Source organism: Bacillus sp. D386, assembly GCF_006346415.1.
Genome location: NZ_VEMV01000003.1, coordinates 265,766 through 291,822, shown reverse-complemented (window position 1 = coordinate 291,822; position 26,057 = coordinate 265,766). Strand labels below are relative to the sequence as shown.

The following is a 26,057-nucleotide window of genomic DNA, read 5'->3' as shown; positions in this document are numbered from 1 at the left end:
TTATATTAGATGAGTAATTTCAAATTCCGTGGTAAAATATCTATTAATTCTCGGAATTTGGAATATAAGGATAAATATAATAGTTTAGTGTCAGAATTTATGGCTGAGAGCTAGGAGGAATCATATGAACTTAACGAAGAAGATAATCTATGCACTGATACTTGGTGCCCTTGTAGGTCTTTCCCTAAATATTTTCTCCCCATCTTTATTTGAAACATTCAACAAATTTCTTTTCGATCCTTTAGGTACCATCTTTATCAATCTGATTAAATTGTTAGTAGTCCCAATAGTATTGTTTTCTATTATTTTAGGTGTAGCTGGCTTGGGAGATCCAAAAAAGCTCGGATCCATCGGTTTAAAAACCGTTTTCTACTTCCTATGTACTACAGCCATAGCCATTATATTGGCTATCGTTCTTGCTATGGTAATTTCACCTGGAACCAAAGGTGAATTCGATACAGAAAATGCAACTTTTGAGGCTGAAAAAGCTCCTTCAATTGGAGAAACATTCCTAACCATTATTCCAGAAAATCCACTCATGGCCATGGCAGAAGGCAATATGCTACAAATTATTTTCATGGCTGCCTTAATTGGATTTGCGTTAACTGCTTTAGGAAAAAAGACAGAAGGAATTGTCAAGCTGGTTGAGCAAGGAAACGAATTAGTCATGTATCTCGTAACCTGGGTTATGAAATTAGCTCCTTATGGAACGTTTGGTCTTATTGCATCAGCCATTGGAGAACAAGGCTACAGTGCAATGAAAGCGATGGCATTATATATGATTGTCGTTGTACTTGGACTAATCATTCATACTATCCTTGTTTATGGTGGAACCATTCTCTTTTTTGCACGTAAAAGTCCAATATGGTTCTTTAAAGGCTTTGCACCGGCCATGACAGTAGGATTCAGTACATCAAGCAGTAATGCAACTTTACCTCTATCCATGGAAGCCGCACAGGACAATTTAGGTGTTAAAAAAGAAATATCAAGCTTTGTTCAGCCTCTGGGTGCGACAATCAACATGGACGGAACAGCCATTATGCAGGGTGTTGCCACCATCTTTATCGCTCAAGTCTATGGTGTTGATTTATCTTTCACTGCCTTAGTTACAGTAGTGATAACGGCAGTTCTTGCCAGTATCGGCACAGCAGGCGTACCTGGTGTAGGTCTAATTATGCTTGCAATGGTTCTAAGCTCAGTTAATTTACCTGTAGAAGGTATTGGGCTAATCCTTGGAATCGACCGTATTCTTGACATGGCACGAACATCTGTCAATATTACAGGTGATGCAGCTTGTGCTGTCATGATCAACGAACAAGAAAAAAGAAAAGAAAGCGCTGCATAGTCATAAACTCTAGTATTCTATTCTATTTTTATAATCCTTATATCCACTGCATCTTTATTGATAGAGATCTTATCGATAAAGATGCAGTTTTCTTATTATTGTTTTATTTATAATAATAGTTATATTCAATTCAAAAAAGAGCAGGTAAAATCCAAAAACAGGAGATTTATCTGCTCTTTTAGTCAGAGTTTAAGGTCTATAAATTTACTATACATTTAAAAATAAACAACTATAATGGTTGTGTTTGGTAAAGCATTTCCTTTATACCCTTATCAGTTTTAAGCTTTTAGTGTAACTGTGCAGTTTCCTTGCAAATTTTACTCCCTACTTTCACAGTTACAGCAATACAACTGGAATTCATAGTTTACGAACTACTATTAAGAATAATCCATATCCTAAGCTAGGTGGAATTAATCATTAAAAAGTAGGAATCCGCCCATTGGTCCGGTAATTCCAACAATTAATTTAGTTTCCTTATCTACATAAAAAGTGTAGTCATAACCGCCTTCTCCAAATTTAAAGTAGGAATATAAAGTTCTTTTCCCTGAATCCCTCTTACTAGAACTCTCCGGTAATTTATCCAACAAATCATCTTCTGTCATTCCTACAGTTAAACCTTTCACAAAAAATACTTGTGATTCTACTTCTGCACCTTTAATTTTAGTAATGACATCCTCATCTTTTACGCTTAAATGCACCCCAGGATTGTCACTCATAGCACCATCAGCAGTAACATGACATTCAACTAACGGAATTGATTCACTTGTTTCCTCATAAGTAGGATTAACAGGCTCAAGAAATAATTCAAATTCATTTTTGGAAACCTTGATTAGTGGTGAGAACCCAAAACTATCGTCAATCCAAACCTCTTCAATTGATTTATCACTTTCCTGTGTCTTACTTTCCATATAGACAACATTAAATCCAGCATCAATAAAATCCTGAACAATTGTATCTTCCGTCCATATGAAGTCAAAAATTTGGATGGCTTTAGTACCTAAATCAGCATTTAGAATTTCTTTATCTGCCTCATGGAGTGCAATTTTTTCTAAACCGCTCACTTCTTTATTTACTTTTCCGTCTTTTAAGTTAACCTCTAATTCCCCTTGATCAGCCGTATAAGATACATCTGCTACAAGTTTATCTCCATTACTAATATTTTGTTCCTTATTTAACTTTATTTCTATATTCTCTTCAAGTGAAGAAAATAAAAGTTTTCCATCAATACTGAGTAATTTTTCTTCAAAACGAGATGAATCGAAATTAGCATTTGCTGTTGCTTCACCATCATAACCACTTACTTCAATTGTTACATATTCGGTTAAATCAATTTTTTCCTTTGAACTGCAACCCGATATTCCTATGAAAGTAATTAAAATAAATAATAATGCCAAGCCTTTCTTCATTTTAATCTCCACCTTCCGGAATATTAATTTTATATTGATATATTAATAATACCCAGTTTGAATTTACTTAAATATATACACATTTAAATTAAATTATTTTTATATATCAGATTGATACTTAATATACATAAAACAAAACACCCACATTCAATAGTGGGTGTTCATAGTATCTCTTTATGTATGCTTTATTATTGAGCAGTGTATCCTCCGTCTACGACAATTTCCGCTCCTGTCATAAAAGTGTTTTCAATAGCGAATATGATTGCATGTGCAATCTCCTCAGGTTTACCCAAACGTTCAAGTCCTTTTGATAGCGGATGAAGTGATTTTAACATTTCGATTCCTTCTGCTCCTGCAACATCCTCATTTACCATACCTGTAATAACATAGCCAGGATGGACACTATTTACTCGAATGTTAAAAGGAGCAAATTCTAAGGCCATTGATTTTGTCATTAATCTTACTGCACCTTTACTAGCGTTGTAGAAACAAGCACCGGCTGAACCTACTAAGCCAAGAATTGAAGAAACGTTAATAACCGCCCCACCCATGCCTTGTGCAACCATCTGTCGAATCGCTTCACGGCTGCAATAAAATACACCATTTTGATTAACCCCTATGTATTTTTCGTATTCATCAGTTGGAAGATCTAGTGTAGAACCTCCTCCTCCTATACCTGCATTGGCAATCATAATGTCAAGGTGTCCATATTTTTCAACCACGTGTGACACCATATCCTTTACTTGATTTTCGTCTGATACATCTACTTTCAAAAATTCAACGTTTAACTCTTTGGCAGTTTGATTTCCCAACTCCTCGTTGAAGTCTGCAATAACAGGGATTCCACCTTTGTTGAGAATAGCTTTTACCGCTTCTTTACCAATTCCGTTTGCCCCTCCAGTTACAATAGCTACTTTACCTTTGATTTCAAACATACTAACTTCTCTCCCTTTTTCTTATTTAAATACTTTCTAAAGAAAGATTATTTGACCATTTATTATCCACAAATAGTAGAGCTATTGCTTGATTTTTTGGTCCCTGCATATAAACTTCACAATAGTAGACTTCAAGATAACTAAAAAGGGGCACAAACGCTTGGTGCTAATCTCCGTTTGTACCCCATTATATTGAAATTTACTATTCATATGGACTTATTCATGCTATCTATTACATCCGAAGAGAGATTCGAACTCCCGACCGACGGCTTAGAAGGCCGTTTATCTATGCCTTTACGTTATCTCGTTACTCCTCCCGCCCCACATTAAAATACCTAGCCTCCGGATGCGAAAAGACCATCGCGGAAACAGATGCTTCAGGATTCATCATAAATCCCTCTGTCAACTGAATTCCGATATCCTCTGGTTTCAGCAACCTGAATAGCTTTTCTTGATCCTCGAGATTCGGGCAGGCTGGATACCCGAATGAATAACGCTGACCGGTATACTTAGCACTCAATCGTTCTTTCATGGTCATATCGATAGAGTCATGGATTCCCCAAGCATCCCTCATAAGATGGTGGACTCGTTCAGCTAAGCCTTCTGCACATTCGAGTGCGAGTGATTGGATGACATGGCTCTTTAAATACTGTCCTTCTTTTTTCCATCCTTCTGCTATTTCTTTTATACCTTTACCTGCAGTGACAATCATCAATCCCACATAATCCTGTACACCTGACTCTTGGTCCTTCACATAATCAGATAAACACAGATAAGGCTTTTTGGACTGTCGCGGAAAATCAAATGTTTCGAGGACTTCATCCGGATTAGCTGGGGAACATATTTTTAGAATTTCTCCATCACTTTTTGCAGGAAAATATTGATACATCGCTGATAATTTAATCTGATTGTTTTCGAGAATCTCATCAACTATGGCTGCAAGTTCTAATAATTTTGGATTCTCTTCCTCAAACAACCGATCCACTTTCCCCTTCATCCCAAGGTGATGGCCAAATAACATTTGTTTATTCACATATGGGTACACCAGAGATAGTGGGTAATCCTGCAGAATATGCCGGTTTAAGTCCTCGGGGACTGGTATATTCTCTTGATCCTTCACTGTTTTATCACGGTTTTCTGTAACTTGAATATCCCTTTTCGTTTCAATCGAAATCACTGCTGCTTGCTCATTCGTTTCTGCCTCTAGCTGAGCGAGAAAGGATAGCCTTTTCTCATCGTCATGGAGCTGATTGATTAAATCGAGTCCATTCATGGCATCCTTTGCATAAAAGACCGGTCCATTATATTCAGGAGCAATTCGCCCTCTAGTAAATTTCCTGGTAAGAGCTGCTCCACCTACTACAATCGGAACATCAATTTCCGCTTCTCTTAAATCCTGAGCGGTAATAACCATCTGTTGGGCTGATTTTACCAACAAGCCTGACAAGCCAATAATAGTTGGGTTCTCATTTCGGACGGATTCAATCAAGGTTTGCGGAGCTACTTTAATGCCTAAGTCAACCACTTCATAGCCATTATTACTCATGATGATATCAACGAGATTCTTCCCGATATCATGTACGTCCCCTTTCACGGTTGCCAGCACCATTTTTCCTTTTGTAGACGTTGTACCTGATTTAGTCATCAATGGTTCAAGCTGCGAAACGGCTGCTTTCATGGCTTCCGCGCTTTGCAATACTTCAGCTACGATTAACTGGTTATCATTAAATAGTTCTCCAACCTTCGACATACCGGCCATTAATGGACCGTTGATGATATCAAGCGGCTCCATCCCTTTTTCAAGAGCTTCATCAATATCCTCCTTCAACCCGTCCTTTGTCCCTTCGATAATGTATTCAGGCAGGCGCTCCATTAATGGAAGTTTTTCTTTCGTTTCCTTTTGAACAGGCTTTTTTGTCCTATAAAAAGCAACAAACTCAGCAAGAGATTCTTCTGAGTTATGAAACAAAAGATTCTCTGATAATTTAACTTCCTCCTCAGGGATTAACGCAAATCGGGTTAATTTTTCTGTATTGACAATCGCATAGTCCAAGCCAGCCTTTGTACAGTGGTATAAATAAACGGCATTCAGGACCTCTCTTCCCTCATTCGGCAGTCCAAACGATACATTACTGATACCTAAAATCGTTAATGTTCTCGGAAGCTCTTTTTTAATGGCCGCCAGTCCCTTTACCGTTTCCGCAGCTCCTTCCCGGTATTGTTCATCACCAGTACCAACCGGAAAAACAAGCGGGTCAAAAATAATATCCTCCGGTACGATTCCATACTTTTCTGTTAACAGTTGATACGATCTCTGGGCAACCTCCAGTTTTCGTTCTTCTGTTACGGCCATCCCTTTTTCATCAATTGTTCCAACAACCAAGGCTGCACCATACTCTTTTGCCAATGGAACAATTTTCTCAAAGCGTTCTTCCCCATCCTCTAAATTTATCGAATTAATGATTGCTTTACCCTGAGAATGGCGGAGTGCTTTTTCGATGACCATTTCATCGGTTGAATCGATAACAAAAGGCACCTTTATTTTTTTAGCCGCTTCTTTCATGAATTCTTCCATATCAGACACTTCATCGCTATCTGGATCAGCTAGGCACACATCTATTACATGGGCTCCTTTTTTGACTTGCTGTCTAGCAATCTCGGAAGCTTCTTCAAATTTCCTGTCCTTAATCAGATTCTTAAACTTTCTGGATCCAATCACATTTGTCCGTTCACCTACAAATAAAGGTCTCATTGAATCATCATAGATTAAGGCATCAATACCAGAGACAGCATGATTACCCTGTTTGCCATTAATTTGCCTCGCTTCAATTCCGGTAACCGCTTCTTTAATAGCTCGAATATGATCAGGAGTCGTTCCGCAGCAGCCGCCAACAAGATTAATCCAACCTTTTTCGGCAAATTGCTTGATCTTCTTGCTTAGGGAGGAAGGCGATTCATTATATTGGCCATTTTCATCTGGTAATCCCGCATTCGGGTAACAGCTTACTGCAGCAGTGCTTAATTCAGATAAAGACCTGATATGGTCAGCCATGAACTCTGGACCAGTTGCACAATTAAGCCCGATTGCAAGAGGATTCATATGCTCACACGATATATAAAAAGCTTCAATGGTTTGACCGGCTAGAGTAGTCCCCATTGGTTCAATCGTTCCTGAGATAATTAATGGAACTTCCCTGCCTAAAGATGAGAATGCTCTTTTCATTCCAATATAAGCTGCTTTCACATTTAATAAATCCTGCGATGTTTCCAAGAGAAGCAAATCAACTCCCCCATCAAGCAGGCCCTTCGTTTGCTCTTCATATGAATCTGCCAATTGTTCAAAAGTGGCTCCGCCTGTTACGGATAAGGTTTTGGTCGTAGGTCCCATCGAACCTGCAACAAAGCGAGGGCTGTCAGGACTGTCAAACTGTTCTGTTGCTTTTCGAGCCAATTGAGCTGATTCTTTATTCAGCTGATATGCCAGGTGACCAAGATTATATTCATCCAGTACAATTGGAGTTGCCCCGAATGTGTTTGTTTCAATAATATCCGCACCTGCTGCCAAGTACTCTTCATGAATCGATTGGATTACATCCGGGCGGGTTAGCGTTAAATACTCATTACACCCATCGTATTGTTCCCCGCCAAAATCATCCTCTATTAATTGATGCGCCTGAATCATGGTTCCCATTGCTCCATCTAGAATAACTATTCTTTCAGCCAATAACTCTTTCAATTTTTCTGTTCTCATGATAGATGCACTTCCTTATTTACAACTGATTTCTGTTCTTTGATGTACCGAACCAAATGCCCGCTTAATTCATATTTCATAAAAGGTGTAATAATATAGATACCGTTAAATAGTTCACTTGCCGCGTCCACTAATTCTTTTGAAATGGCAAAGCTTTCGCGAGCACAGGCTTCCTTATCCGTTCCGGCTCTTTCCATCGCCTCTCTAACATGAACCGGCAATGAAATACCTGGCACTTCATTATGTAAAAACTCTGCATTCCGGTGACTCGTTAAAGGCATAATGCCAATAAAAATCGGCTTTGTTATATGCCTGGTTGCCGCGTATACTTCCTCTAATTTTTCAATACTAAACACGGGCTGGGTTAAGAAATAATCAGCTCCAGCCTGAATTTTCTTTTCCATTCGCTGTACGGCTTTATCTATGTACTTTACATTTGGATTAAAGGCAGCTGCGATATCGAAATTCGCCCGGCTACCCAGCGATTTTCCTGAATAGGAGCGCCCCTCATTCAATTGCTTAACCAATGAAATCAGGTCCATTGAAGAAAGATCATATACAGAAGTCGCGCCCGGAAAATCACCAATTTTTGAAGGATCCCCAGTCACCACCAACACCTCTGATAATCCAAGGGAATGCATGCCCATTAAATGAGATTGCAAGCCAATCAGATTATGATCTCGACAAGTTAAGTGAACAAGAGGCACCGTATTTAACTTTGATTGTAAAATCGACGCTACCGCAAGATTGGATATTCTCGGTGACGCCAATGAATTATCCGCAAGTGTAATCGCATCGGCACCCGAATCTAATAGGTAGCGACTTCCTATTAAAAAATCCTCCAGGCCGAACGTCTTTGGCGGGTCCAACTCCACGATAACCGTCGTTTGTTTTTTTGCCTTACCTGAAATTGTATCTGGACCTTTTCGTTTATATTGAATGATTTCATATGATATAGGCTGATGCTTCGGCTTGGCTACAAAATCTTTCACCTTTACAGGATGAAGATCTTCGATTCCTTTACGAATGGCCTGAATATGGGCAGGAGTTGTACCACAGCATCCACCTAGCAGCCGGACCCCCTGCTTCACAAGCTGCCTTGAACTATTAATGAAATAATCCGCTTCTGTCGAATAGACATATCTTCCATCTGATAAATCAGGTAAGCTGGCGTTTGGATAAGCCGCATAATAGGTATCTTCCAATAAAGGTACTTCTTCGTATGAGCGAATCATATGATAGGGACCCATCCGACAATTGATGCCTACCACATCAGCGCCTGTTTTTTTCATAAGAGAAAACGCCTCACTGACATGCATACCATTTTGCAAAAGGCCTGTTTCATGCAGAGAAATATTCGCGATAAGAGGAAGATCACTCATTTTTCTAGCCGACTCTATTACCGTTAATAATTCGTCTAAATCATAATAGGTTTCAAGTAAAATGCCATCCGGCTTTTCTTCCAATAAAGCGGTCAGCTGTTCATCGAAATATCCCTTAATTTCAGTTAATGTTAATTCTGATTTCCGGAAACTCCGTAAGCCGCCAATCGTCCCAATAACGAAGGTGCTTGGATCAGCCGCATCTTTCGCTATTTTAATTCCAGCTCTATTAATTTGAGAAACTTCCCTTTCAAGGCCATAGCGCTTTAATTTATGGAAATTTGCGCCGAATGTATTCGATTGAATCACATCAGCACCAGCTTCAATATAACTTCTATGCATCTTTTTGATCTGATTGGGGTTTGTCAAATTAAGCTCTTCAAAGCAACTATCAATTCCAAATGAATATAAAAGTGTTCCACTCGCCCCATCTGCGACTAGAATTTTTTCATTTAACGTTTCCAGTAGTTTCACTGTCTTTCCCCCTAATTAGTTGGTTAATGTCTCTGATGAGGAAAACAGACTAATAGAAAAGAGCTTTCATCATGAAAGCCCTCTTTCCTAAGGTCTCTCATCTCTCAAGCATTGCTTGCTGGATTTAGCACCTTGGATTACCATCCAGGTTGCTGAGATTTCAACGGGCCAGTCCCTCCATCTCTCTAGATAAGAATATGAAATTATATATTTACTTAATTTACTATAAATTTTCAGTTATTTCAATCTATTTTGATAATTAATCCAAAAGAGTTAACGATTTAGTATTTTGGGTATGTATGGGGTAGGAGTGATGTTAGATGAAGGAAATAATAACGAATCAGTTTAAAAATCCAACTGGTGTCCTCGGAAAGATTGCAGGTAAAATAATGGCCTATGAAAATGAGGAATTATACGAATGGACATTTGATCAATTGACTATTACCCCAAATGACACACTGCTAGAAGTTGGTTTTGGCCCAGGTGAAGGAATGCACATGCTTTTTGAGAAGTACCCTACCATCCAAATAGATGGTGTCGATCCATCAGAAGAAATGGTGAAAAATGCGAGCAAACGAAATCAAGAACAACTCAACCGCAATCAGCTTCGTTTGTTTAATGGAACTGTTCTCGGGATTCCCAATCCAATGGTGTACGATAAAATATTTAGTGTAAATAGCTATCCATTATGGGAAGATCAAGAGGCTTGTATTCAAAAAATACATTCTTTATTAAAAGAAAATGGAAAACTGACTATAACCGTGCAGCCAAGGCAGGAAGAAGCAACCGAAGAACAGGCTCATGCCTTTGCCGAAGAGATTAGAGAGGTGCTAACTAATACAGGCTTTAAGTCTATTAAGGTTCAAACGAAACCACTCAAACCGTGCTTATCTATAAATGTCACAGCCATCAAATAGCCCTTTTTATGAATATTAGAAATTCCACTCAAGCTTAGACACTCTTTCTATCTGACCCTTTTCAACCTATAAAAACCATAAGCTCCTCCATCAGTTTTGATTGAATTTCTATTATTTAGGGTATATTATAAACATATACACATATATTAAAAAACCAGAGAGCTGGATACTCCCTGGTACAACTACTAGCGAGTGGTATGCAAATAGTTTAGTTCTTAGAGGAACCACCCTTATGCTTTGGTCGGCGCGGGGTGGTTTTTCGTTTGCCCTTTAGCTGAAGATTGGCGAATCGCGTGGCGATGCCGGCAGCAAGGGTCGTGAAAAAGATCATTGCTACATCTTTTGCCAGAGCTATTAGAAAATCCATAAGTATATCACCTCCCTCCTCCTTTATATAAGGAAAAGAAGGTGCATACCACCCGCACCAAGTAGTTGCATGAAAATTATACCATATATGTTATTGATAACATAATGACTCTGGTTGTCTTTTTTAGGTGATTGAAAATTCCTATCCCTTGCTAATGGATCTCTTTTATTTGCTCTCTGTTCACAAGTATTGTTGCTGATGACTTAAAGAAAGACAGCTTTTTTATTGTCGCAATTATTCAACTAATGCCCCATGTTTTTCTCCTATTAAATTGATTTTTATCAATTCCTTATTCTTATGTAAAACTCTTTTTCGTTATCCTGAACCTTTACTGCCATAAGAAGTTCAACACAAAAAGGCATTCAACGATTATCACTTAATATTACCTTAATTAAAAATTATACTTTTTCTTCTTCAGCTATCCCAACATAACATCGTTAACCGATATTGCGGTTTTACCGCTACGCCTATTTCACACTGAAGTAACTAACTTTGGCTGCTGCATTAAGCGAAATGGGAACCCTATAAGAAAAGGAGCAGCCTAAGCAACCCCTTTTAAATAACATCAATAATTTCCCTTGTTCACAGGCCTAATAAGCACTCCTAATTTAACTATTAGTTTAAACACCCAATAAAAGAAAAAGAAGTTAAACAAAAAGCCAAACGAGACTAAAGAAAACAGCATTCCACCATGATAAACTAAAATATCAGCAGGAAAACCGAAATAATAATCACCAATACTCTTATCAAATCGATAACCTAAGGTAGGAACAACTACAACAATAATAGTTGATATAAGACTTACTATTGATAATTTTAGTTTTTGGGCATTAAATTTGTTGATGTTTAAAAACGCAACTATTACTAAACCATTGATTAACAACCCAATAATCAAATCAATCATACTAAAATCCCCTTGTTTACTTATTCCAGAATTTTTCTTTATAAATTATTATAACAAATATTTCCTTAGAAACCTTTTGTTATTTTCAGACAGCCAAGATTTCCATAAAAAATAGCCGTCCATAAGCCATTATGGCTTATGGACAGCCTATTACGATTTCGAACCTTTTGTTTTCCGATATTCCCCAAACGTAAATACAGTAGCAATGATAGCAAGCCATGCACATCCTGCAATATACCCTGCAATTACATCACTCGGATAATGGACACCCAAGTAGATTCGGCTGTAGCCCATCGTTAAAATCAAAAAAATACAAATCGCATAGACAGCCAATCTAATGGGCCAATTCTTCGTGATTCTGGTAGTTATGATCATAAGTGCGCCGTATAGGATAAAGGATGACATAGCATGACCGCTCGGAAAGCTGAAGCCATTTACCTCGATCAATGGATTCAATGTTGGTCTCTCCCGCTGGAAAATCCATTTTAAGTAATGGTTAACATAACCGCCCGATAATGTCGTGATGATTAAGAATATGACACTTAATACACGTTTTTTAAATAATAAAAACACAGAGAATAGGATAACCAATAGAATATTGCCATCAACTGATCCAAGATTAGTTATAAAGGTAAGTACTTTTGTGCTTAATTCATTAATACTCCCCTGCACAGCCTGGATGATTGTCATATCAAAATGATAAAGCTCATTCTCATTTATGTTCTCTGCAATATCTACGAATAGGATGGTACACACAATAAAGAGGGCGATTAATACGAAAAAGGTGATTACATGAACATTTAAAAAGGTATTCGTCTGCTTCTTCATTTCTGCCCTCCTATTCTAATATGTATTAGCTCAGCCTATTTTAGATTCTACAAATGCTTTAGCATGTTGTTGGAATGCTGAATAAGCATCTGCCTCTTCTTTATAGACTTTCCTTTCTCCAAAGCTAACATGTAGTGTATCCAAATTTAACTGAATAACCGTTTCATACTCATACGTTGCATTGCCAATCAAATCAATCCACGTTTCATCTGGCAAATCATGGACCTGGCACAGTACCATTCCGCCTGGATTATAGACGTGCAGAACTGCTTCATCAGCCAACTCATCAATCCATTTCGTAACAAGGCTTGAAGCTGACATTGCCGTTCCGCAAGCATCCGTAAAGCCAACACCTCGTTCAAATGTGCGAACAAAAATGGATCCTTCCTCCAGACGGGACACGAAGCTGACATTCACACCATCTGTAAACCAGTCATTCTCACCATTCAGCATAGTTGCTATTTTCTCTTGTTTATCCGAATGGATTACCTCTTTATCAACAAGACTGATCAGATGTGGATTTGGTACTGACAGGGTTGTGAACGTAAGATTCTCGTCAATAAACGGCAGTTTTTGATTGATGATTTCGTCCATTTCAGTATTCATGGGCAATGCACTCGTTGCCTTGATAACCGGAGATATTTCGACGCGGTATGTAGGGATATCCTTATACATGTCCGGCTCTTTCTTAACCTGCAGGGTGGCTTTCATCGTTTCTATCAGCAGGTTATTTTTCTTCAATTTTTCTTGAACATACCGACCTACACAACGGAGTCCATTCCCACACATGGATGCTTCTGAACCATCTGCATTAAAGACTCTCATTCTGGCATCTGAGGCCTCACTGTTTAACACAAAGAGAATTCCATCTGCTCCCTCTGTGCCCGTCCGCTTGCACATATTTATAGCCAATTGGCTTCGTTCTTCATCTGTTAATGACAGCTTGGTATCCATTTCATCGATTAAATAAAAATCATTGTTAGAACCATGTACTTTAATTATCTTTATATCCATTCTCCTGCTCCCTTCAAACAACATTCTCTTCACTATTTCACCATTATAAAACATATTGTGCAACAAGCTAAAGTTTAGCGACGTTTATAGGAGTGGTCAGTGGTTTTGCTGCTGAAGGTAATCAAGGCAAAAGCAATAGCCTATTCTCTTTTCATCCTCTGTTGCTCCTTCCGTAAATGTCAGGAGAGGTGTATTGGGATCAAGAAAATGTTTACTGTAGTATGCCGGCATCCATCCGCAAGAATAATGTACAATTTTCCGCTTATCATATGTTTGTTCAACAATGAATTCAGATCCATGAAGGATTTCACCGCCATATTGCCGGATTCCATATGGGTTTGCCACATTGCTTGTACTTTTTTTTCCCAGTTGTTTAGATTGCTTATACCTGCCTAATTGTTCTTTCTCAGACGTTAAAATTTCAATATCCCCATTTAACCCAAAACGGCTTCGATACTCACATAATACATGGCCGTTGCTGTCAGATAAGATATATCTTCTCGGTAAAAAAATAAGCAATGAAGCTGGAATAATCCACATCCAAATATTTTCCCGTTTATCTTTAAGAGATCCAACCAGATTACCTTCTGGTGAGAAAATAGCCATATGAAGGGTCGGGGCTGGTAAAAATCCAAGGAAATATTGGCTGTTCGTCAGCGGTGAGCCTTCCTCATCAGCCACTTTCGCTTCCGGAAGTTTCTTCATTCTGCTTTTCAGTCTGAAATTACGATTGATAGAAAAAAGAACCAGCACTATAAAAGGACAGGTAACACACGCAGCTAATATGATATCGAATCCATTCAACCAGGCAAACAAAAAACAGAGAAGACCGACTACAAAGTATGCAACTAATTCTGCTGTATATATGCTATGAATTTTTTGGTAATAATGCTTAGTAGTCAAGGATTTTTCACCGCCAATTTTTTAAACCTGATAACCATCCATACATTCTATGCTGGACATGTCCAAAATAGTAACGGATTTAAAAAAGACCCGGCAGAAATAATGCCAAGGTCTTTAGCTATTGCTATTTCAATATTCGAAGTGTTAATGGGATTTGATAATATTCTCCAGAATATGCCTTTACAGCAGCCACTATTGTAAATACCAACACATATATTCCAATCAGCCAAGCAAGGATAAAACCAATACCGATGAACGCCAATATAAATGCTATAAAGGTGTAAATCGTATAGCTGATTAAAAAGTTTAAATATTCCTTACCATGGTAATCGATAAAATCTGAATCATTCTTTTTAATTAACCATATAACGAGTGGCCCAACCAGCACTAAGAAAAAACTGCTGACATAGATGGCTACTGCCCATAATTTATCATTTGTATTTTGCATCATTAAAACCTCCCGTATCTTTATATAAATTTATGCGATTCATTCAACATTTAGGTTTCAAAGCTTTCATGATTTCTTTTAGTTCTTCATACACTCTATACAGAAACTATAGACAAGTATAAAAATTTGGTTTTGTAACCTGCATGAGGAGGCTGGCTAATTTGTTTGAAGAATGGAAAGCAATAGTACTGGGGATCATCCAGGGTCTTACTGAATTTCTCCCTATCTCCAGTACGGGTCATTTATATTTAGGGAGACATTTATTCGGTCTTGATGAAGCAGGATTATTACTGGATACCCTGCTTCATACAGGGACACTTATTGCATTGCTGATCTTTTATGGGCATGAAATTATAAAACTTCTTAAAAAACCATTTTCAAAAATGACATTCCTTTTGATAATCGGGACAATCCCTGCAGTATTAGCAGGTGTACTATTCAATGATTATTTTGAAGGCATTTCTAAATCCGGGGTTACAATTGGTTGGGAATTCCTTATAACTGGAATTGTTTTATGGTATGCAGATATTATGCCCAAACAAAATAAAAATTTAGAGAGCATTACTTATAAACAAGCGTTATTTATTGGAACTTTCCAGGCGGCCGCCATTTTCCCAGCCATCTCTCGATCCGGTTTTACGATGGCAGCTGGACTCTTCAGCGGGCTTAACCGTGAAACCGCTGCTTACTTTTCCTTCCTTCTCTCCATACCGGTAATATTCGGAGGAATATTATTTAAGAGTAGAGATTTATTGACAGGACCCGTCGAAGCAATTTCATTCCAAGGTTTATTTCTCGGTACAATTTTTTCTGCTATATTTGGTTATCTTGCTGTTTCCTGGATGATTAAATATATTAAAAATCATTCCTTAAAGCCTTTTGCTATCTATGTCATTCTATTGGGAGCTGTCATATTAATACTTCAGCACCTAAATATATTCTAACTTTATTTTTACGATAAATAGGCATTAAATTCCGTTAAAAAAATGTACAAAAAATGACGAAAAAAAACTATTTCATTTTACTAAAAAATCTTGTATGATACTTTCAGAAATAGTTTATTTTTGAAAATTGTATAAGCGAAAATTAGGGAAGGCAAATGGTGCGCCACCAGTAATGGTCCTAGTGGGTTCGATTCCCACCCCGAAATTTTTTGATATTACATTAAAAAATTTCGAGGGGAAATCGCAGTTAGCGGCTGCCCTCATACGGAGGGATCTGTATGTTGAAAAAACGTGAATTATCTGATTGTCCTGTATTGTTTGATTTAATGATTCACCCCGATGTCTTCCCTTTTGTGCGCCATAAAACGCATCAATATGAAGAATATCTCTTTCTTACTAAACAAATGATTGAAGCTGAGGAGCGTGGCGAACTGATTTCACGTACCATTCTCGATGAGTGGGGAAATCCAATTGGCACGATAACGCTTTATGATGTATCCAATCAGGCTGGCTTTTTAGGTACTTGGTTAGGGAAACCCTATCATGGAAAAGGATATAACCAATTGGCTAAACAGCATTTCTTTGAAGAATTGTTTTTTGAGCTTGAGATTGAAACGGTCTTTCTGAGAATAAAGAAAGAAAATATTCGTTCTTTTAAAGCAGCTCAAAAGATGCCCTATACTATGCTTGCAAACGAAAGTCGAAAAACCTTATATGAAGAAATCAACTCAGGGGAGTATTCATTTGATTTATTCGAGATAACAAAGGACCACTTCACTTTATCACAAATGCGACAACCAGCAGAGGTGTCTGTATTTGATATAAAAGAAGCTTAAAAAAGGTGTTATGCATAGTCTGCCTAATAGACTGTGCATACACCTTTTTTCGTAATAGCGGCCTTATTCTTTTGTTATCTTTTGCTGTTCGTATAATTTTCTCAAGATATATGTTTTGTACAACTCCAGCTTTCTCCGTTCAACAGGATGCCTTCTTATACCATTTTCTTTTAGCTTGGCCACATACCAACCCTTTGAACCTATGTATGCCATTCTCTCCTCACTCCACTCTGTTTTATTCGTTATACAATATATGAGTGATTTTAACTAATATGACACATAACTGAATAAACATAATCCAGCCAATTTAAGTAAAAATTAAAGTTTAAAAAGCAGAATTATTTTGTGGTATAATTTTTTATTGTCATACTTACTTTATACGGGGGGCATGGATATGAATTTATCTATTTTTACAAAGAGTAACTTTTCAAGAATAATTTCGGTATTCCTCCCGATATTAATTACACAGCTGGGACTGTTCGCTATCAGCTTTTTTGATACGTTTATGTCCGGGCAAGCAAGTCCTGAAGACCTAGCTGGAGTAGCCATAGGCACGTCTATATGGAGTCCTTTCTATAATGGACTTGCCGGCATTTTACTGGGAGTAACACCAATCGTCGCCCACTTAATTGGGGCTAAAGAAAAAGCGGATAAAATTCGCTTTTCTGTTATGCAGGCGATTTATGTAGCTGTCGCAATGTCCATCATTCTAATTGGCGCTGGTGCTTTAGTGCTTAAACCGATATTAACAGGCATGAATCTTGAGCCGGATGTTTATCAAATAGCCTATGGTTATTTAGTTGCTTTGGCATTCGGAATCTTACCAATTATGATTTACAATGTACTTCGTTCATTTATTGACGCACTAGGGAAAACTACCGTCTCCATGCTAATCACCCTTATTGCGATCCCAGTCAATGTGGTACTTAACTATATGTTTATCTATGGAAAGTTAGGTGTTCCGGCATTTGGCGGTATTGGTGCAGGAATCGCTGCATCAATTACTTATTGGGTTATCACTCTGGTTGCAGCAGTGATTATCATTAGATTACAGCCTTTCTCCGGTTTTGGCATTTTAAAATCATGGCCATTGCCCGTTTTTAAGGAATGGGTTGAATTAATGAAAATTGGATTCCCAATAGGTATGTCTATCTTTTTTGAAACCAGTATCTTTGCAGCAGTTACGCTGGCTATGAGCTCATATGATACGATTACGATTGCATCACATCAGGCTGCCATGAACTTCTCATCCTTCTTGTATATGGTACCACTTAGCTTTGCGATGGCATTGACCATCATTGTCGGCCATGAGGCAGGTGCCAAGAACTATAAAGCAGCTAAAGAATATTCAATACTTGGTGTTTTTTGTGCGATTGGTTTTGCAGGCATTAGTGCTATCTTCTTATTTATTTTCAGAGATTATATTGCTCTTCTATACACTAAAGATCCTGTGGTAGCTTCATTAACAGCTCAGTTCTTAATTTACGCCATCTTCTTCCAGCTTTCCGATGCTCTTCAGGCACCAATCCAGGGTGCTTTGAGAGGCTATAAGGATGTGAATATCACGTTCTTTATGTCCCTGTTATCCTATTGGATTATAGGGCTTCCACTTGGCATATTCCTTGCTAATTATACCGACCTTGGAGCATTTGGTTATTGGATTGGATTAATCTCCGGCCTAGCTGTTGGGGCAACTGGTTTAACATTGAGATTGTTATACGTTCAAAAAAGAAAATTTGTGCACACTTCAAATAGCTAACCATACAAAAAGTTCGCTTGAATAAACCAAGCGAACTTTTTTATTTACTATCTATTACGATGATTTTTCAGACAAAGTTACACATACTAAATTTTCAAGGCCAAGCTGCTTATCTGGTTTTTGATAAAACATCCTGCCCACCTGTTACTGGAATAACCGTTCCTGTAATAAAGTCAGCTTCTTCCGCACATAGAAACGAAATGACACGTGCGATATCACCGCCAGTTCCAGGCCTTCCAACTGGAACATTTTCTGATACTATACCTTCTTCTACACGAAAGCTTTCCTTCCAAGGATCCACAATATCCCCTGGACAAACCATATTGGCTGTGATTCCATACTCCGCCTCTTCCAAAGCCAGCGTTTTTGTCAAGGAGGTTAATCCCGTTTTGGAAGCAGCAAAAGCAGAACGGTATTTCCAGCCCGGAGCGTGGTCTGACTGATCAAACCCCATGGTAATAATTCTTCCCCATTTATTCACTCGCATATAGGGAATAACCAATCTGGCTAAGTAAAACATACTCGATAAATTCCCATTAATAAGATATTCCCATTCTTCTTCCATATATTCCATCATTGGTTTACGTTCCTGTATATATGGACCAGCATTATGTATCAGAATATCAATTCCACCACATAATTCATAGCATTGATGAATTAGTTTGCGATGATGATCTTGAACTGTTACATCATATGGCAAAGCATAAGCTTGCACGTTGTAGTTTTGAGCTAATTCCTGCATATCTTGGATGGCACTGTTTTGATTAGTACGATAGGTCGTAATGACATTTATCCCATCCATAGCTAATTGCCTTGCTGTAGCTCTGCCCAGTCCTCTTGCTGAACCAGTAATTAAAGCCGTTTTCCGAGTCAACTTCTTCTCCCCCTACAGGCAGTATTTACTATCTGTATTATACATTGAAAGATGACATTTCCGTTAATCAAAAGCTGACTTCTGCATTAACGACAATTACCCTTATCGCATATAGTAAGTTAACCTAATATGTCTCTTGAAAGTCGAGGTGATCAATTGTTTCCGTGGAACCTTTTTCCCAAAAATCAAAACCAAATGCCAGATTGGATGAAGTTCCTTAATCAGCCAGGTATGGAAAAGCAGATGGAACAATTATTCTCCATGCTATCACCTGATCAATTAGGAGGAATGATCAACCAACAATTTAAATCAAGTCCAGAACCAGATGAGCAAACGGTGGTCCATTCAAAACATTCCGTAGATATTCTGGAAACACATGATTATCTTTTCATTAGAATCCCAATAAAAGAGGATCATTTACCTAACGTTAAGGTATACCATACTTCTACAAAGCTTCTCCTATCCGGATTACCCCCGGATCCAGAGGAGAAACACTCTTTTCATCTACCTGCTCCGGTAAAAAAAAAGGGAGCGAAATCTTCATATCGGGATGAAATCCTGGAAATCATTCTCTTTAAGGTAAATGAATCAAACTATTCAGAAATTTCTATTCCTGAATGGTAAAAAAACTGGCTTGGATGACAGGGCCAGTTTTTTACTATCCTTCATTTTTCTCCCTGTAAAAATACAAGAACTTTATCTCCCGGTTTCCCATTGAATTCCACCTTCATATATTTAAGCCTGTTAGGGCAATCCAATATTTCTAATTTACCCTGGTTAACCAATCGCTTTTCAATCAAAGAGGCATAAATCGTGTTATCAGGGCTTACTGATAAGGAAACATGGATTCCTTTATCATTTGGATTTGCAGTTGCAACCGTAAAATACCTGAATTTGTGGACATCAAAAATGATATGTGCATTGCCGTTTGATTTAAAAAACAACTCTTTTTTTATATTAACAAATTCATGATTTTCCCTTTTTATATGCGCATTATTATTAAACTCTCCAACATCCAATCCTGCAATCTCTTTTATCCTGAATTCTGTTTGATTATGCGTTTCAGCGGTATATTGTTTTTCTTCCCTATGTAATTTGTACACCTGAGATGGTTCAATTACCTTTTTATCATTCTCCTGAATTGTCAAGATAGACCCTTCCTTTCTATCGATGCATAACGTAATTAACTATATGTGTATGCATCAATCTTTCGGAAAAGAAGGCATAAATGAATTCTTATCAGTGTCTACTTCTATAACTTTTTGACCAATAGAATATTTAAAATTTATGTTACTCATTTTTTATACAATATTATCACTCTCCTGGAGGAGAACATCTTCATTTAGACTGTAACTGTTCTAAACATGCTTATTGTGCTTACCTGACCAGTTTGTATTATAAGGAGTACAACATATAATGGGGCATTGATCCTACTTGGAGTAAATGTCTCGTTAACCATATTTCTATTTCTGATATTAATGCTCCGATGACTGTCCGTTTAGCCGAATAAGGCAAGATAAAGGAACAATCACACAAACATACATTTGAAAATCTCTACCCTAAGATATTCGCAGATTTCTTCTATTTATACGATTCTATTTTTAATAATTAAAATGATTCACACAGACTGTTTCTTATATTTTTCGCTTTGTAAAGCAAAGAAAACCCAAATTATCGTAATTAAAGTTACGTAACCTGTGCTATTTTCAATAGGTCTTCCGATAACCCACGCAATTATGTCTGCACTTAATAAAGCTAAAAAAGTAAGGGTGATAATAAGAATAACGGAATGAATTAACAGTTTAGTGAATCTAATCATTGTTAGTTTTGGGAAGTTAAACATTTAAAAACACCTCCTAATAATAGAGTCAGCATCAATAATCAGTAATAAAAGAAGATTATGGTACGTAAACAGAAAAAGGAGACAGCAAAGAAGCTGCTCCTCTATTTCAAACAATTAGCAATCATGGTTACGAAAGAGTAATCATCCTGAGATCATCCATTAATCGTTAATTAACAACAGTAAATTCTTTCTTTGGCATTGCATGCATTCCTCTTGCTGTCACATGAGGAATCATATAATAGTCCCCTTCCTGAAAGAATGACTTTTCAAGACTGTATATACCATCCTTTTTATGCTTAACGGCAATTTTCTCTTTATCCGAACCATCCTTTTTGCCAAATTCAAATTCGACAGATTCAGCATCCGTCACCTTATCATTCCCCTGTGTTACGGTCACCTCAAAAAGTACATTTTCATTCACTATGGCCGCCTCAGGTGAAAGTTTTACCTGGACATCAATGATAGCTGGCATTTCTTCATCCGCTTCTTTGTCCTGACATCCGAACAGGATTATTACTGTGATCATACATAGACTCAAAAATAATACATTCTTTTTAAACAACTTAATTCCAACCCCTTATCATTCACAATCCACTAATTCTAATCATACTCCAAAACTGGAATTAGAGACCAGTAATTAGTTGAAAAATTCACCAAATATTCAAGTTTTCTCTTTCTCATTTTTTTCTTTATTCCCTACTTGTATATTTCTGGATGAGGTTACAAAACCTATACTAAAAGGAGGTTAGACATGTGAGCCATCCATATTGTTGTCCAAACTGTAAAACAAACCGGTCACGTTTTAATGTGATTGAACAAACTCCCATTTACGTGAAACTTGATCCCCAATCAGGCACTGTTATTCAAATGTACGCAGACGATGAATTAGACGCCTTTCATTTACCCTATAATGGACCTGTCAGAAGAATCCAGTGCGCTGCCTGCGGTTTAATTGAAGATGAAAAAACATTTATTGCATTTGGTGAACGCTCGTTTAAATAATGTTGATTCAAAGCACATTCATATTCTTTCCTGAAACATTAACCAAAAAAATCGCCTCTCCTGGAATGGAGAAGCGATTTTTTTATTTTATATCCTCAGCCAATTTTTTCTTAGCTGCTTCTAGCTGTGGATCTTCTTCAGTAATTTTATTTCTTAATTCATTCATTAATTTATTTGTGGTGTCTCCCTGGATCACACCTGTTTCTTTTAAATCATGATCCTTTTGGAACTTTTTAACCGCTGTTACAGTGTTCTCATCAAAATATCCATCGGCTTTACCTGGATTATATCCAAGTGCTTTAAGCATTTTTTCAGCATTCTCAACTTCTGGCGACATTTTTGAAAGCTCTAGCTTTTCCTCAGGATCAATAAACGATAAATTTGCATAATCAGGCATTTTGACAGTAATGTCCGGCTTGATTCCTTTTTTATGAATCCAGTTGCCATCCGGTGTCAGCCATTTTGCATACGTAAACTTCAAATTGGATCCATCTGTGAAGTCCATTGCTGATTGAGCAGTTCCCTTCCCATATGACTTCACACCAATAATCGGAATATCAGCAGATTCATTTAACGCTGCAGCCACTATTTCAGATGCACTAGCACTGCCTTCGTCAATTAGTACAGCCGTTGACAATTTAAATTTATAACCGGTATCTGTCGCTTTTGCTACTTGTTTATTCCCGCTGCGGTCTTCAATCTGTACGAGATTTTCACCGGCTGGAACAAACATATTCGCTATTTTTTCAGCTTGGTCAAGCAATCCGCCCGGATTTTGTCTTAAATCAAGCACAATTCCCTTCATACCTTGCTCTTCCACTTCACGTAATACTTTTTCAAGCTCTTCAGCTGTATTCTCAGAAAAGCTGGTTATCTGTATGTTTGCAATATCATCCGTTAAGTTCTCTTTATAAACTGTATTTACAGGAATTGTATCACGTATTATTTTAACGTTCATTGTCTTACTTGCACCGGGACGCTGGATTACTAAATTAACCTCCGTCCCTTTTTTCCCACGGATTAAGAGCACGGCATCGCTGGACGACATCCCTTGCAGGCTTTTATCATTTACTTTTAAAATAATATCACCCGCTTTTAATCCGGCTTTCTCAGCAGGTGCACCTTTTATCGGTGAAACAATTACAATTTGTTCATTTTCTGACATTATTTCTGCCCCAATTCCCTCAAAAGAAGAGGAAATGCTTTCATGAAAGCTGGCGGCTTCTTCTTGTGTCATAAAGTCCGAATATGGATCATCAAGTGATTCTACCATTCCATTAATGGCACCATCAATTAATTTATCGCGGTCCACTTCTTGGAAATAACTATTTTCCAAGGTATCCATAGCACTTTTGATTTTCTCCATATCGTTTTTAGATCCGCTAAGCGGAATCTTGATTCCTGATGTTGATTGTTGCGTGTTATCCATTATGTACCTTGTTGCAAAAACACTAAGGATAATGAGTAAAGCTGATCCTAAAATAAGATAAATCCATCTAACTTTAATATAGCCCTTCGGCTTGTTTGCTTGTTCTTGATCTTGTTCTGAATCCAACTGGTTCACCACTTTCACTGAACTATACTGCCTTAAAATTAACTATATTATATCAGAACTCCAAATGATATCCTATTCTGTTGCCAGCTGGATGTATTCCTCCAAGGTCAAGCCACGTTTTTTCATATCAGTGGCATAGGCTTTTCCCACATATCTAATATGCCAGGGCTCATACATATACCCTGTTGTTTTCTCGTCACCCTTTGGATAGCGGATGATGAATCCATATTCTGCAGAATTTTGGGCAAGCCATTGTCCGGCTGTTGTAGAGCCAAAATCTTCATTAAGCTGATAATTATTCTCTGCACTCGATACATCCATTGTTAGACCTGTTTGATGCTCACTCTTACCAGGCTCCGCTACCGATTGTTGGGCATACTCTATACCGGATGCTTCAATTTCCGCATTATATAGCTGTACCTGTCTTTCATAGGAACGAAAACCTGACACGGCTGCTAATTGTACTCCCTCTTCATTGGCTGCAGTAAACATCTTCTCAAGCGCCTCTGCAGCTTCCTTTCTCATCAGCTGTTTTTCATGCTCTCCTACGAATGAAAAAGTAACATTCGGTTTCACCAAATCATCTGCTCGGTAACCAATCGGCAGACTATTTTCTTTATTTACCAACACAAGAATATTATCAGGATTTTGGATATAGTTCACTCCATCCTCAACCTTAATATCATTTAAGAATTCAGCAGCCAGATTCACACTATTATCATCCTCTTCCGACCCTTGATTCCCTTGTTCATTTCCAATCGTTTGCTGCGTATGGTTCTCATTCTCTTCTTTTTTCGATTGATCTGTGTCAATGGATAAATCATTACATGCTGTGAGTAATAAAGCCGTTGCCATCATCATCCCAAGAAGTATCTTTCTCATTTCTCGTCCCTCACAATTCTCTCTCTCTAGCTGTTTTTGTTTCAAAAAAAAACCCATTAAATCAGCCTATGTTATTTATTATTTTAGTAACTTTTTAAATTGATATGTTTTTAAGTTTTGTTTGTATTATACTAAGTTTCCGAAAATTCAAAAGGGCGTTGGTCATCAAGGAGTGTAATATTTGGTCACTCGAATACATTTGCTTTAAATAGTGATATATTGATGTTTCCGCTAATCCTTTTCAAGTATAGCTGAAATGTTCCAAACCTGCTCGGTTTTTTTTAAAAATCTAAGTTGATAATCCAATACAAAAATTCAAATAATACATCAATAGTACAATTATAAAAAAAAGCTCTGGTTTTCACCAGAGCTTTCTTGTTTTTATAATATTAAGATTCAATAGCAGTATTTAAAGCAACTTCGATCATGTCATTAAATGTCGTTTGTCTCTCTTCAGCTGTCGTTTCTTCACCTGTAAGGATATGGTCACTGACAGTAAGAATGGATAATGCTTGTCTGCCATATTTAGCAGCTAAAGTGTATAACGCAGTGGTTTCCATCTCAACGGCTAGGATGCCATATTGTGCCCATTTTTCATGGTCTGCTTTATCATTGTAAAATTGATCTGCAGTAAATACATTACCAACTTTTAAATTAAGGCCTTTTTCCACACCTGTGTCATATGCCTTTTTTAATAAGCCAAAATCAGCTGTAGGGGCAAAGTCGATTCCATCAAAAAGTAATTTATTCATATTGGAATCAGTTGATGATGTCATGGCTAAAATAACATCTCTCACTTTTACATCTTTTTGAATCGCACCGCATGTTCCTACACGAATTAATTTTTGTACACCATAGCTTTGCATCAATTCATTTACATAAATAGAGATGGATGGAATTCCCATACCTGTCCCTTGAACAGACACTTTTTTCCCTTTATAAGTCCCAGTATAACCAAACATGTTTCTAATTTCATTATAACAAACAGGATTTTCCAAAAATGTTTCAGCTATATATTTTGCTCTTAATGGATCTCCCGGCAATAGCACAGCTTCTGCGATTTCGTTTTCTTTAGCGCCTATATGTATACTCATGTTTGAATATTTCCTCCTTTATGTAAAGACAAAAATGTCTATATTCAACTATAACTATACCATAGGCTTTTTAAAAAGATAAAGTTACCGATAATTCAGATTTTAACAAACGTGAATTCGGTTCACTACAGCCCAACCGCCAGATTGAAGCTGGTAATAACTCTTTTTCTCGTACTTATCCCCGATCATAATGATATCACCACTTGATATGGTTCTTCCCTTATAATTCTCAGGTATTAAATCTCTTATATTAAACTTTCTAAACAATTTATTAATGACTTCCGTATGACTTTCTCCATCTATGTAGCCTTGATATACCTGTTTATATCCTTTCTTATCCCGAGGGTGTTCTGTTTGAAAAATGGCGATTTCATATTCTCTTCTTCGCAAAGCCGACCACTTTAAAATTCTTTGTTTAAGCATAATTTCCCTCCTAATACGTTTGTTATTTAAATTTACCCTTCCTATAACAAATTCCTGCAATGAAAAACTTCTAGTTTTGTCGAATCCTAAATTTATGAGTTTTGGCCTAGTCTTTTCTTATAAAGTATGCTGTTAAATGCTTACACCCCTGTGGTTAGAGAACAATTTACA

25 protein-coding genes, 1 tRNA gene and 1 riboswitch are annotated in these 26,057 nt (G+C 37.4%); of the genes, 7 read left to right on the top strand and 19 right to left on the bottom strand.

Annotation, left to right across the window (positions count from 1 at the left end; translation table 11 throughout):
* Positions 1–124: 124 nt before the first annotated feature.
* A complete protein-coding gene (locus tag FHY45_RS10300) occupies positions 125–1,345 on the top strand; it encodes a dicarboxylate/amino acid:cation symporter (protein ID WP_139891819.1) in 1,221 nt (406 codons plus the stop codon).
* 410 nt (positions 1,346–1,755) lie between these two features.
* Here the strand turns inward: FHY45_RS10300 and FHY45_RS10295 are convergent, their stop codons facing one another.
* The 5 genes from FHY45_RS10295 to FHY45_RS10280 form a co-directional block, all read right to left on the bottom strand.
* Entirely contained in the window at positions 1,756–2,751 is a 996-nt protein-coding gene (locus tag FHY45_RS10295; RefSeq protein ID WP_139891818.1) for a hypothetical protein, read from the bottom strand.
* A gap of 188 nt (positions 2,752–2,939) precedes the next feature.
* The gene (locus tag FHY45_RS10290) at positions 2,940–3,686 is read right to left on the bottom strand and encodes an SDR family NAD(P)-dependent oxidoreductase (RefSeq protein ID WP_066107046.1); all 747 of its coding nucleotides are present in this window, start codon (positions 3,684–3,686) and stop codon (positions 2,940–2,942) included.
* Positions 3,687–3,925: 239 nt separating this feature from the next.
* Positions 3,926–3,995, bottom strand: a tRNA-Ser gene (locus FHY45_RS20535).
* The gene (gene metH, locus FHY45_RS10285; RefSeq protein WP_139891817.1) at positions 3,994–7,437 is read right to left on the bottom strand and encodes a methionine synthase; all 3,444 of its coding nucleotides are present in this window, start codon (positions 7,435–7,437) and stop codon (positions 3,994–3,996) included. Before metH ends, FHY45_RS20535 begins: the two co-directional genes overlap by 2 nt.
* Complete coding sequence (locus FHY45_RS10280; protein WP_139891816.1) at positions 7,434–9,293, bottom strand: bifunctional homocysteine S-methyltransferase/methylenetetrahydrofolate reductase; 1,860 nt, start codon at positions 9,291–9,293, stop codon at positions 7,434–7,436. The genes metH and FHY45_RS10280 overlap by 4 nt, the downstream gene beginning before the upstream one ends.
* Before the next feature lie 94 nt (positions 9,294–9,387).
* Positions 9,388–9,489: riboswitch (SAM riboswitch) on the bottom strand.
* 124 nt (positions 9,490–9,613) lie between these two features.
* Between FHY45_RS10280 and FHY45_RS10275 the strand changes: the two genes are divergently transcribed.
* Positions 9,614–10,210, top strand: a complete 597-nt coding sequence (locus FHY45_RS10275; protein WP_066107055.1) for a class I SAM-dependent methyltransferase — start codon at positions 9,614–9,616, stop codon at positions 10,208–10,210.
* A gap of 208 nt (positions 10,211–10,418) precedes the next feature.
* On the opposite strand, the gene FHY45_RS20530 is transcribed toward FHY45_RS10275, so the two are convergent.
* The 6 genes from FHY45_RS20530 to FHY45_RS10250 all read right to left on the bottom strand — a co-directional run bounded on the left by FHY45_RS20530 (position 10,419) and on the right by FHY45_RS10250 (position 14,674).
* A complete protein-coding gene (locus FHY45_RS20530; protein WP_175354299.1) occupies positions 10,419–10,577 on the bottom strand; it encodes a hypothetical protein in 159 nt (52 codons plus the stop codon).
* Between the two features lie 565 nt (positions 10,578–11,142).
* Positions 11,143–11,481 carry a hypothetical protein gene (locus tag FHY45_RS10270; RefSeq protein ID WP_139891815.1) on the bottom strand — a complete coding sequence of 113 codons (339 nt, stop codon included), beginning with the start codon at positions 11,479–11,481 and terminating at the stop codon, positions 11,143–11,145.
* A 150-nt stretch (positions 11,482–11,631) separates the two neighbouring features.
* Positions 11,632–12,309, bottom strand: coding sequence for a phosphatase PAP2 family protein (locus tag FHY45_RS10265; protein WP_139891814.1), 678 nt, complete (start codon positions 12,307–12,309; stop codon positions 11,632–11,634).
* 30 nt (positions 12,310–12,339) lie between these two features.
* Positions 12,340–13,323, bottom strand: a complete 984-nt coding sequence (gene dapF / locus FHY45_RS10260; RefSeq protein WP_139891813.1) for a diaminopimelate epimerase — start codon at positions 13,321–13,323, stop codon at positions 12,340–12,342.
* 96 nt (positions 13,324–13,419) lie between these two features.
* Complete coding sequence (locus FHY45_RS10255; protein WP_139891812.1) at positions 13,420–14,226, bottom strand: hypothetical protein; 807 nt, start codon at positions 14,224–14,226, stop codon at positions 13,420–13,422.
* Between the two features lie 124 nt (positions 14,227–14,350).
* Positions 14,351–14,674 carry a DUF4870 domain-containing protein gene (locus tag FHY45_RS10250; protein ID WP_225983579.1) on the bottom strand — a complete coding sequence of 108 codons (324 nt, stop codon included), beginning with the start codon at positions 14,672–14,674 and terminating at the stop codon, positions 14,351–14,353.
* 161 nt (positions 14,675–14,835) lie between these two features.
* Here FHY45_RS10250 and FHY45_RS10245 point away from each other — a divergent pair, with 161 nt between their 5' ends.
* Together FHY45_RS10245 and FHY45_RS10240 are read left to right on the top strand one after the other, a co-directional pair.
* On the top strand, positions 14,836–15,618 hold the full coding sequence (locus tag FHY45_RS10245; RefSeq protein WP_257469022.1) for an undecaprenyl-diphosphate phosphatase: 783 nt from the start codon (positions 14,836–14,838) through the stop codon (positions 15,616–15,618).
* Positions 15,619–15,896: 278 nt separating this feature from the next.
* On the top strand, positions 15,897–16,454 hold the full coding sequence (locus tag FHY45_RS10240) for a GNAT family N-acetyltransferase (protein ID WP_066107075.1): 558 nt from the start codon (positions 15,897–15,899) through the stop codon (positions 16,452–16,454).
* Between the two features lie 63 nt (positions 16,455–16,517).
* Here the strand turns inward: FHY45_RS10240 and FHY45_RS10235 are convergent, their stop codons facing one another.
* Entirely contained in the window at positions 16,518–16,667 is a 150-nt protein-coding gene (locus tag FHY45_RS10235) for a YflJ family protein (RefSeq protein WP_077248137.1), read from the bottom strand.
* A gap of 181 nt (positions 16,668–16,848) precedes the next feature.
* On the opposite strand from FHY45_RS10235, the gene FHY45_RS10230 reads away from it, so the two are divergent.
* A complete protein-coding gene (locus FHY45_RS10230; protein WP_066107078.1) occupies positions 16,849–18,213 on the top strand; it encodes an MATE family efflux transporter in 1,365 nt (454 codons plus the stop codon).
* A 109-nt stretch (positions 18,214–18,322) separates the two neighbouring features.
* Here FHY45_RS10230 and FHY45_RS10225 read toward each other — a convergent pair whose 3' ends face one another.
* The gene (locus tag FHY45_RS10225; RefSeq protein WP_066107081.1) at positions 18,323–19,087 is read right to left on the bottom strand and encodes an SDR family oxidoreductase; all 765 of its coding nucleotides are present in this window, start codon (positions 19,085–19,087) and stop codon (positions 18,323–18,325) included.
* Between the two features lie 129 nt (positions 19,088–19,216).
* On the opposite strand from FHY45_RS10225, the gene FHY45_RS10220 reads away from it, so the two are divergent.
* A complete protein-coding gene (locus tag FHY45_RS10220; protein WP_139063858.1) occupies positions 19,217–19,711 on the top strand; it encodes an Hsp20/alpha crystallin family protein in 495 nt (164 codons plus the stop codon).
* A gap of 41 nt (positions 19,712–19,752) precedes the next feature.
* Here the strand turns inward: FHY45_RS10220 and FHY45_RS10215 are convergent, their stop codons facing one another.
* Positions 19,753–20,235, bottom strand: coding sequence for a DUF6385 domain-containing protein (locus FHY45_RS10215; protein ID WP_066107089.1), 483 nt, complete (start codon positions 20,233–20,235; stop codon positions 19,753–19,755).
* Between the two features lie 861 nt (positions 20,236–21,096).
* Complete coding sequence (locus tag FHY45_RS10210; RefSeq protein WP_139891809.1) at positions 21,097–21,456, bottom strand: FixH family protein; 360 nt, start codon at positions 21,454–21,456, stop codon at positions 21,097–21,099.
* Positions 21,457–21,683: 227 nt separating this feature from the next.
* Here FHY45_RS10210 and FHY45_RS10205 point away from each other — a divergent pair, with 227 nt between their 5' ends.
* A complete protein-coding gene (locus FHY45_RS10205; RefSeq protein WP_066107097.1) occupies positions 21,684–21,932 on the top strand; it encodes a DNA alkylation repair protein in 249 nt (82 codons plus the stop codon).
* 82 nt (positions 21,933–22,014) lie between these two features.
* On the opposite strand, the gene FHY45_RS10200 is transcribed toward FHY45_RS10205, so the two are convergent.
* The 4 genes from FHY45_RS10200 to FHY45_RS10185 all read right to left on the bottom strand — a co-directional run bounded on the left by FHY45_RS10200 (position 22,015) and on the right by FHY45_RS10185 (position 25,886).
* Complete coding sequence (locus FHY45_RS10200) at positions 22,015–23,496, bottom strand: S41 family peptidase (protein ID WP_254654731.1); 1,482 nt, start codon at positions 23,494–23,496, stop codon at positions 22,015–22,017.
* A 63-nt stretch (positions 23,497–23,559) separates the two neighbouring features.
* Positions 23,560–24,369, bottom strand: a complete 810-nt coding sequence (locus FHY45_RS10195; protein WP_139891808.1) for a M15 family metallopeptidase — start codon at positions 24,367–24,369, stop codon at positions 23,560–23,562.
* A gap of 389 nt (positions 24,370–24,758) precedes the next feature.
* Positions 24,759–25,463 (bottom strand): purine-nucleoside phosphorylase, encoded by a 705-nt coding sequence (deoD, locus tag FHY45_RS10190; protein WP_139891807.1) that lies wholly within the window; start codon positions 25,461–25,463, stop codon positions 24,759–24,761.
* A gap of 102 nt (positions 25,464–25,565) precedes the next feature.
* On the bottom strand, positions 25,566–25,886 hold the full coding sequence (locus FHY45_RS10185; RefSeq protein WP_066107108.1) for a YodL domain-containing protein: 321 nt from the start codon (positions 25,884–25,886) through the stop codon (positions 25,566–25,568).
* Between the last annotated feature and the right edge of the window lie 171 nt (positions 25,887–26,057).

What these genes read in the sequence shown, in the direction of transcription:
- FHY45_RS10300 (WP_139891819.1), top strand. Translation starts at nt 125, where the DNA reads ATGAACTTAACGAAGAAGATAATCTATGCACTGATACTTGGTGCCCTT.
- FHY45_RS10295 (WP_139891818.1), bottom strand. Translation starts at nt 2,751, where the DNA reads ATGAAGAAAGGCTTGGCATTATTATTTATTTTAATTACTTTCATAGGA.
- FHY45_RS10290 (WP_066107046.1), bottom strand. Translation starts at nt 3,686, where the DNA reads ATGTTTGAAATCAAAGGTAAAGTAGCTATTGTAACTGGAGGGGCAAAC.
- metH (WP_139891817.1), bottom strand. Translation starts at nt 7,437, where the DNA reads ATGAGAACAGAAAAATTGAAAGAGTTATTGGCTGAAAGAATAGTTATT.
- FHY45_RS10275 (WP_066107055.1), top strand. Translation starts at nt 9,614, where the DNA reads ATGAAGGAAATAATAACGAATCAGTTTAAAAATCCAACTGGTGTCCTC.
- FHY45_RS20530 (WP_175354299.1), bottom strand. Translation starts at nt 10,577, where the DNA reads ATGGATTTTCTAATAGCTCTGGCAAAAGATGTAGCAATGATCTTTTTC.
- FHY45_RS10270 (WP_139891815.1), bottom strand. Translation starts at nt 11,481, where the DNA reads ATGATTGATTTGATTATTGGGTTGTTAATCAATGGTTTAGTAATAGTT.
- FHY45_RS10265 (WP_139891814.1), bottom strand. Translation starts at nt 12,309, where the DNA reads ATGAAGAAGCAGACGAATACCTTTTTAAATGTTCATGTAATCACCTTT.
- dapF (WP_139891813.1), bottom strand. Translation starts at nt 13,323, where the DNA reads ATGGATATAAAGATAATTAAAGTACATGGTTCTAACAATGATTTTTAT.
- FHY45_RS10250 (WP_225983579.1), bottom strand. Translation starts at nt 14,674, where the DNA reads ATGCAAAATACAAATGATAAATTATGGGCAGTAGCCATCTATGTCAGC.
- FHY45_RS10240 (WP_066107075.1), top strand. Translation starts at nt 15,897, where the DNA reads ATGTTGAAAAAACGTGAATTATCTGATTGTCCTGTATTGTTTGATTTA.
- FHY45_RS10235 (WP_077248137.1), bottom strand. Translation starts at nt 16,667, where the DNA reads ATGGCATACATAGGTTCAAAGGGTTGGTATGTGGCCAAGCTAAAAGAA.
- FHY45_RS10230 (WP_066107078.1), top strand. Translation starts at nt 16,849, where the DNA reads ATGAATTTATCTATTTTTACAAAGAGTAACTTTTCAAGAATAATTTCG.
- FHY45_RS10220 (WP_139063858.1), top strand. Translation starts at nt 19,217, where the DNA reads ATGTCTCTTGAAAGTCGAGGTGATCAATTGTTTCCGTGGAACCTTTTT.
- FHY45_RS10210 (WP_139891809.1), bottom strand. Translation starts at nt 21,456, where the DNA reads ATGATCACAGTAATAATCCTGTTCGGATGTCAGGACAAAGAAGCGGAT.
- FHY45_RS10195 (WP_139891808.1), bottom strand. Translation starts at nt 24,369, where the DNA reads ATGAGAAAGATACTTCTTGGGATGATGATGGCAACGGCTTTATTACTC.
- deoD (WP_139891807.1), bottom strand. Translation starts at nt 25,463, where the DNA reads ATGAGTATACATATAGGCGCTAAAGAAAACGAAATCGCAGAAGCTGTG.
- FHY45_RS10185 (WP_066107108.1), bottom strand. Translation starts at nt 25,886, where the DNA reads ATGCTTAAACAAAGAATTTTAAAGTGGTCGGCTTTGCGAAGAAGAGAA.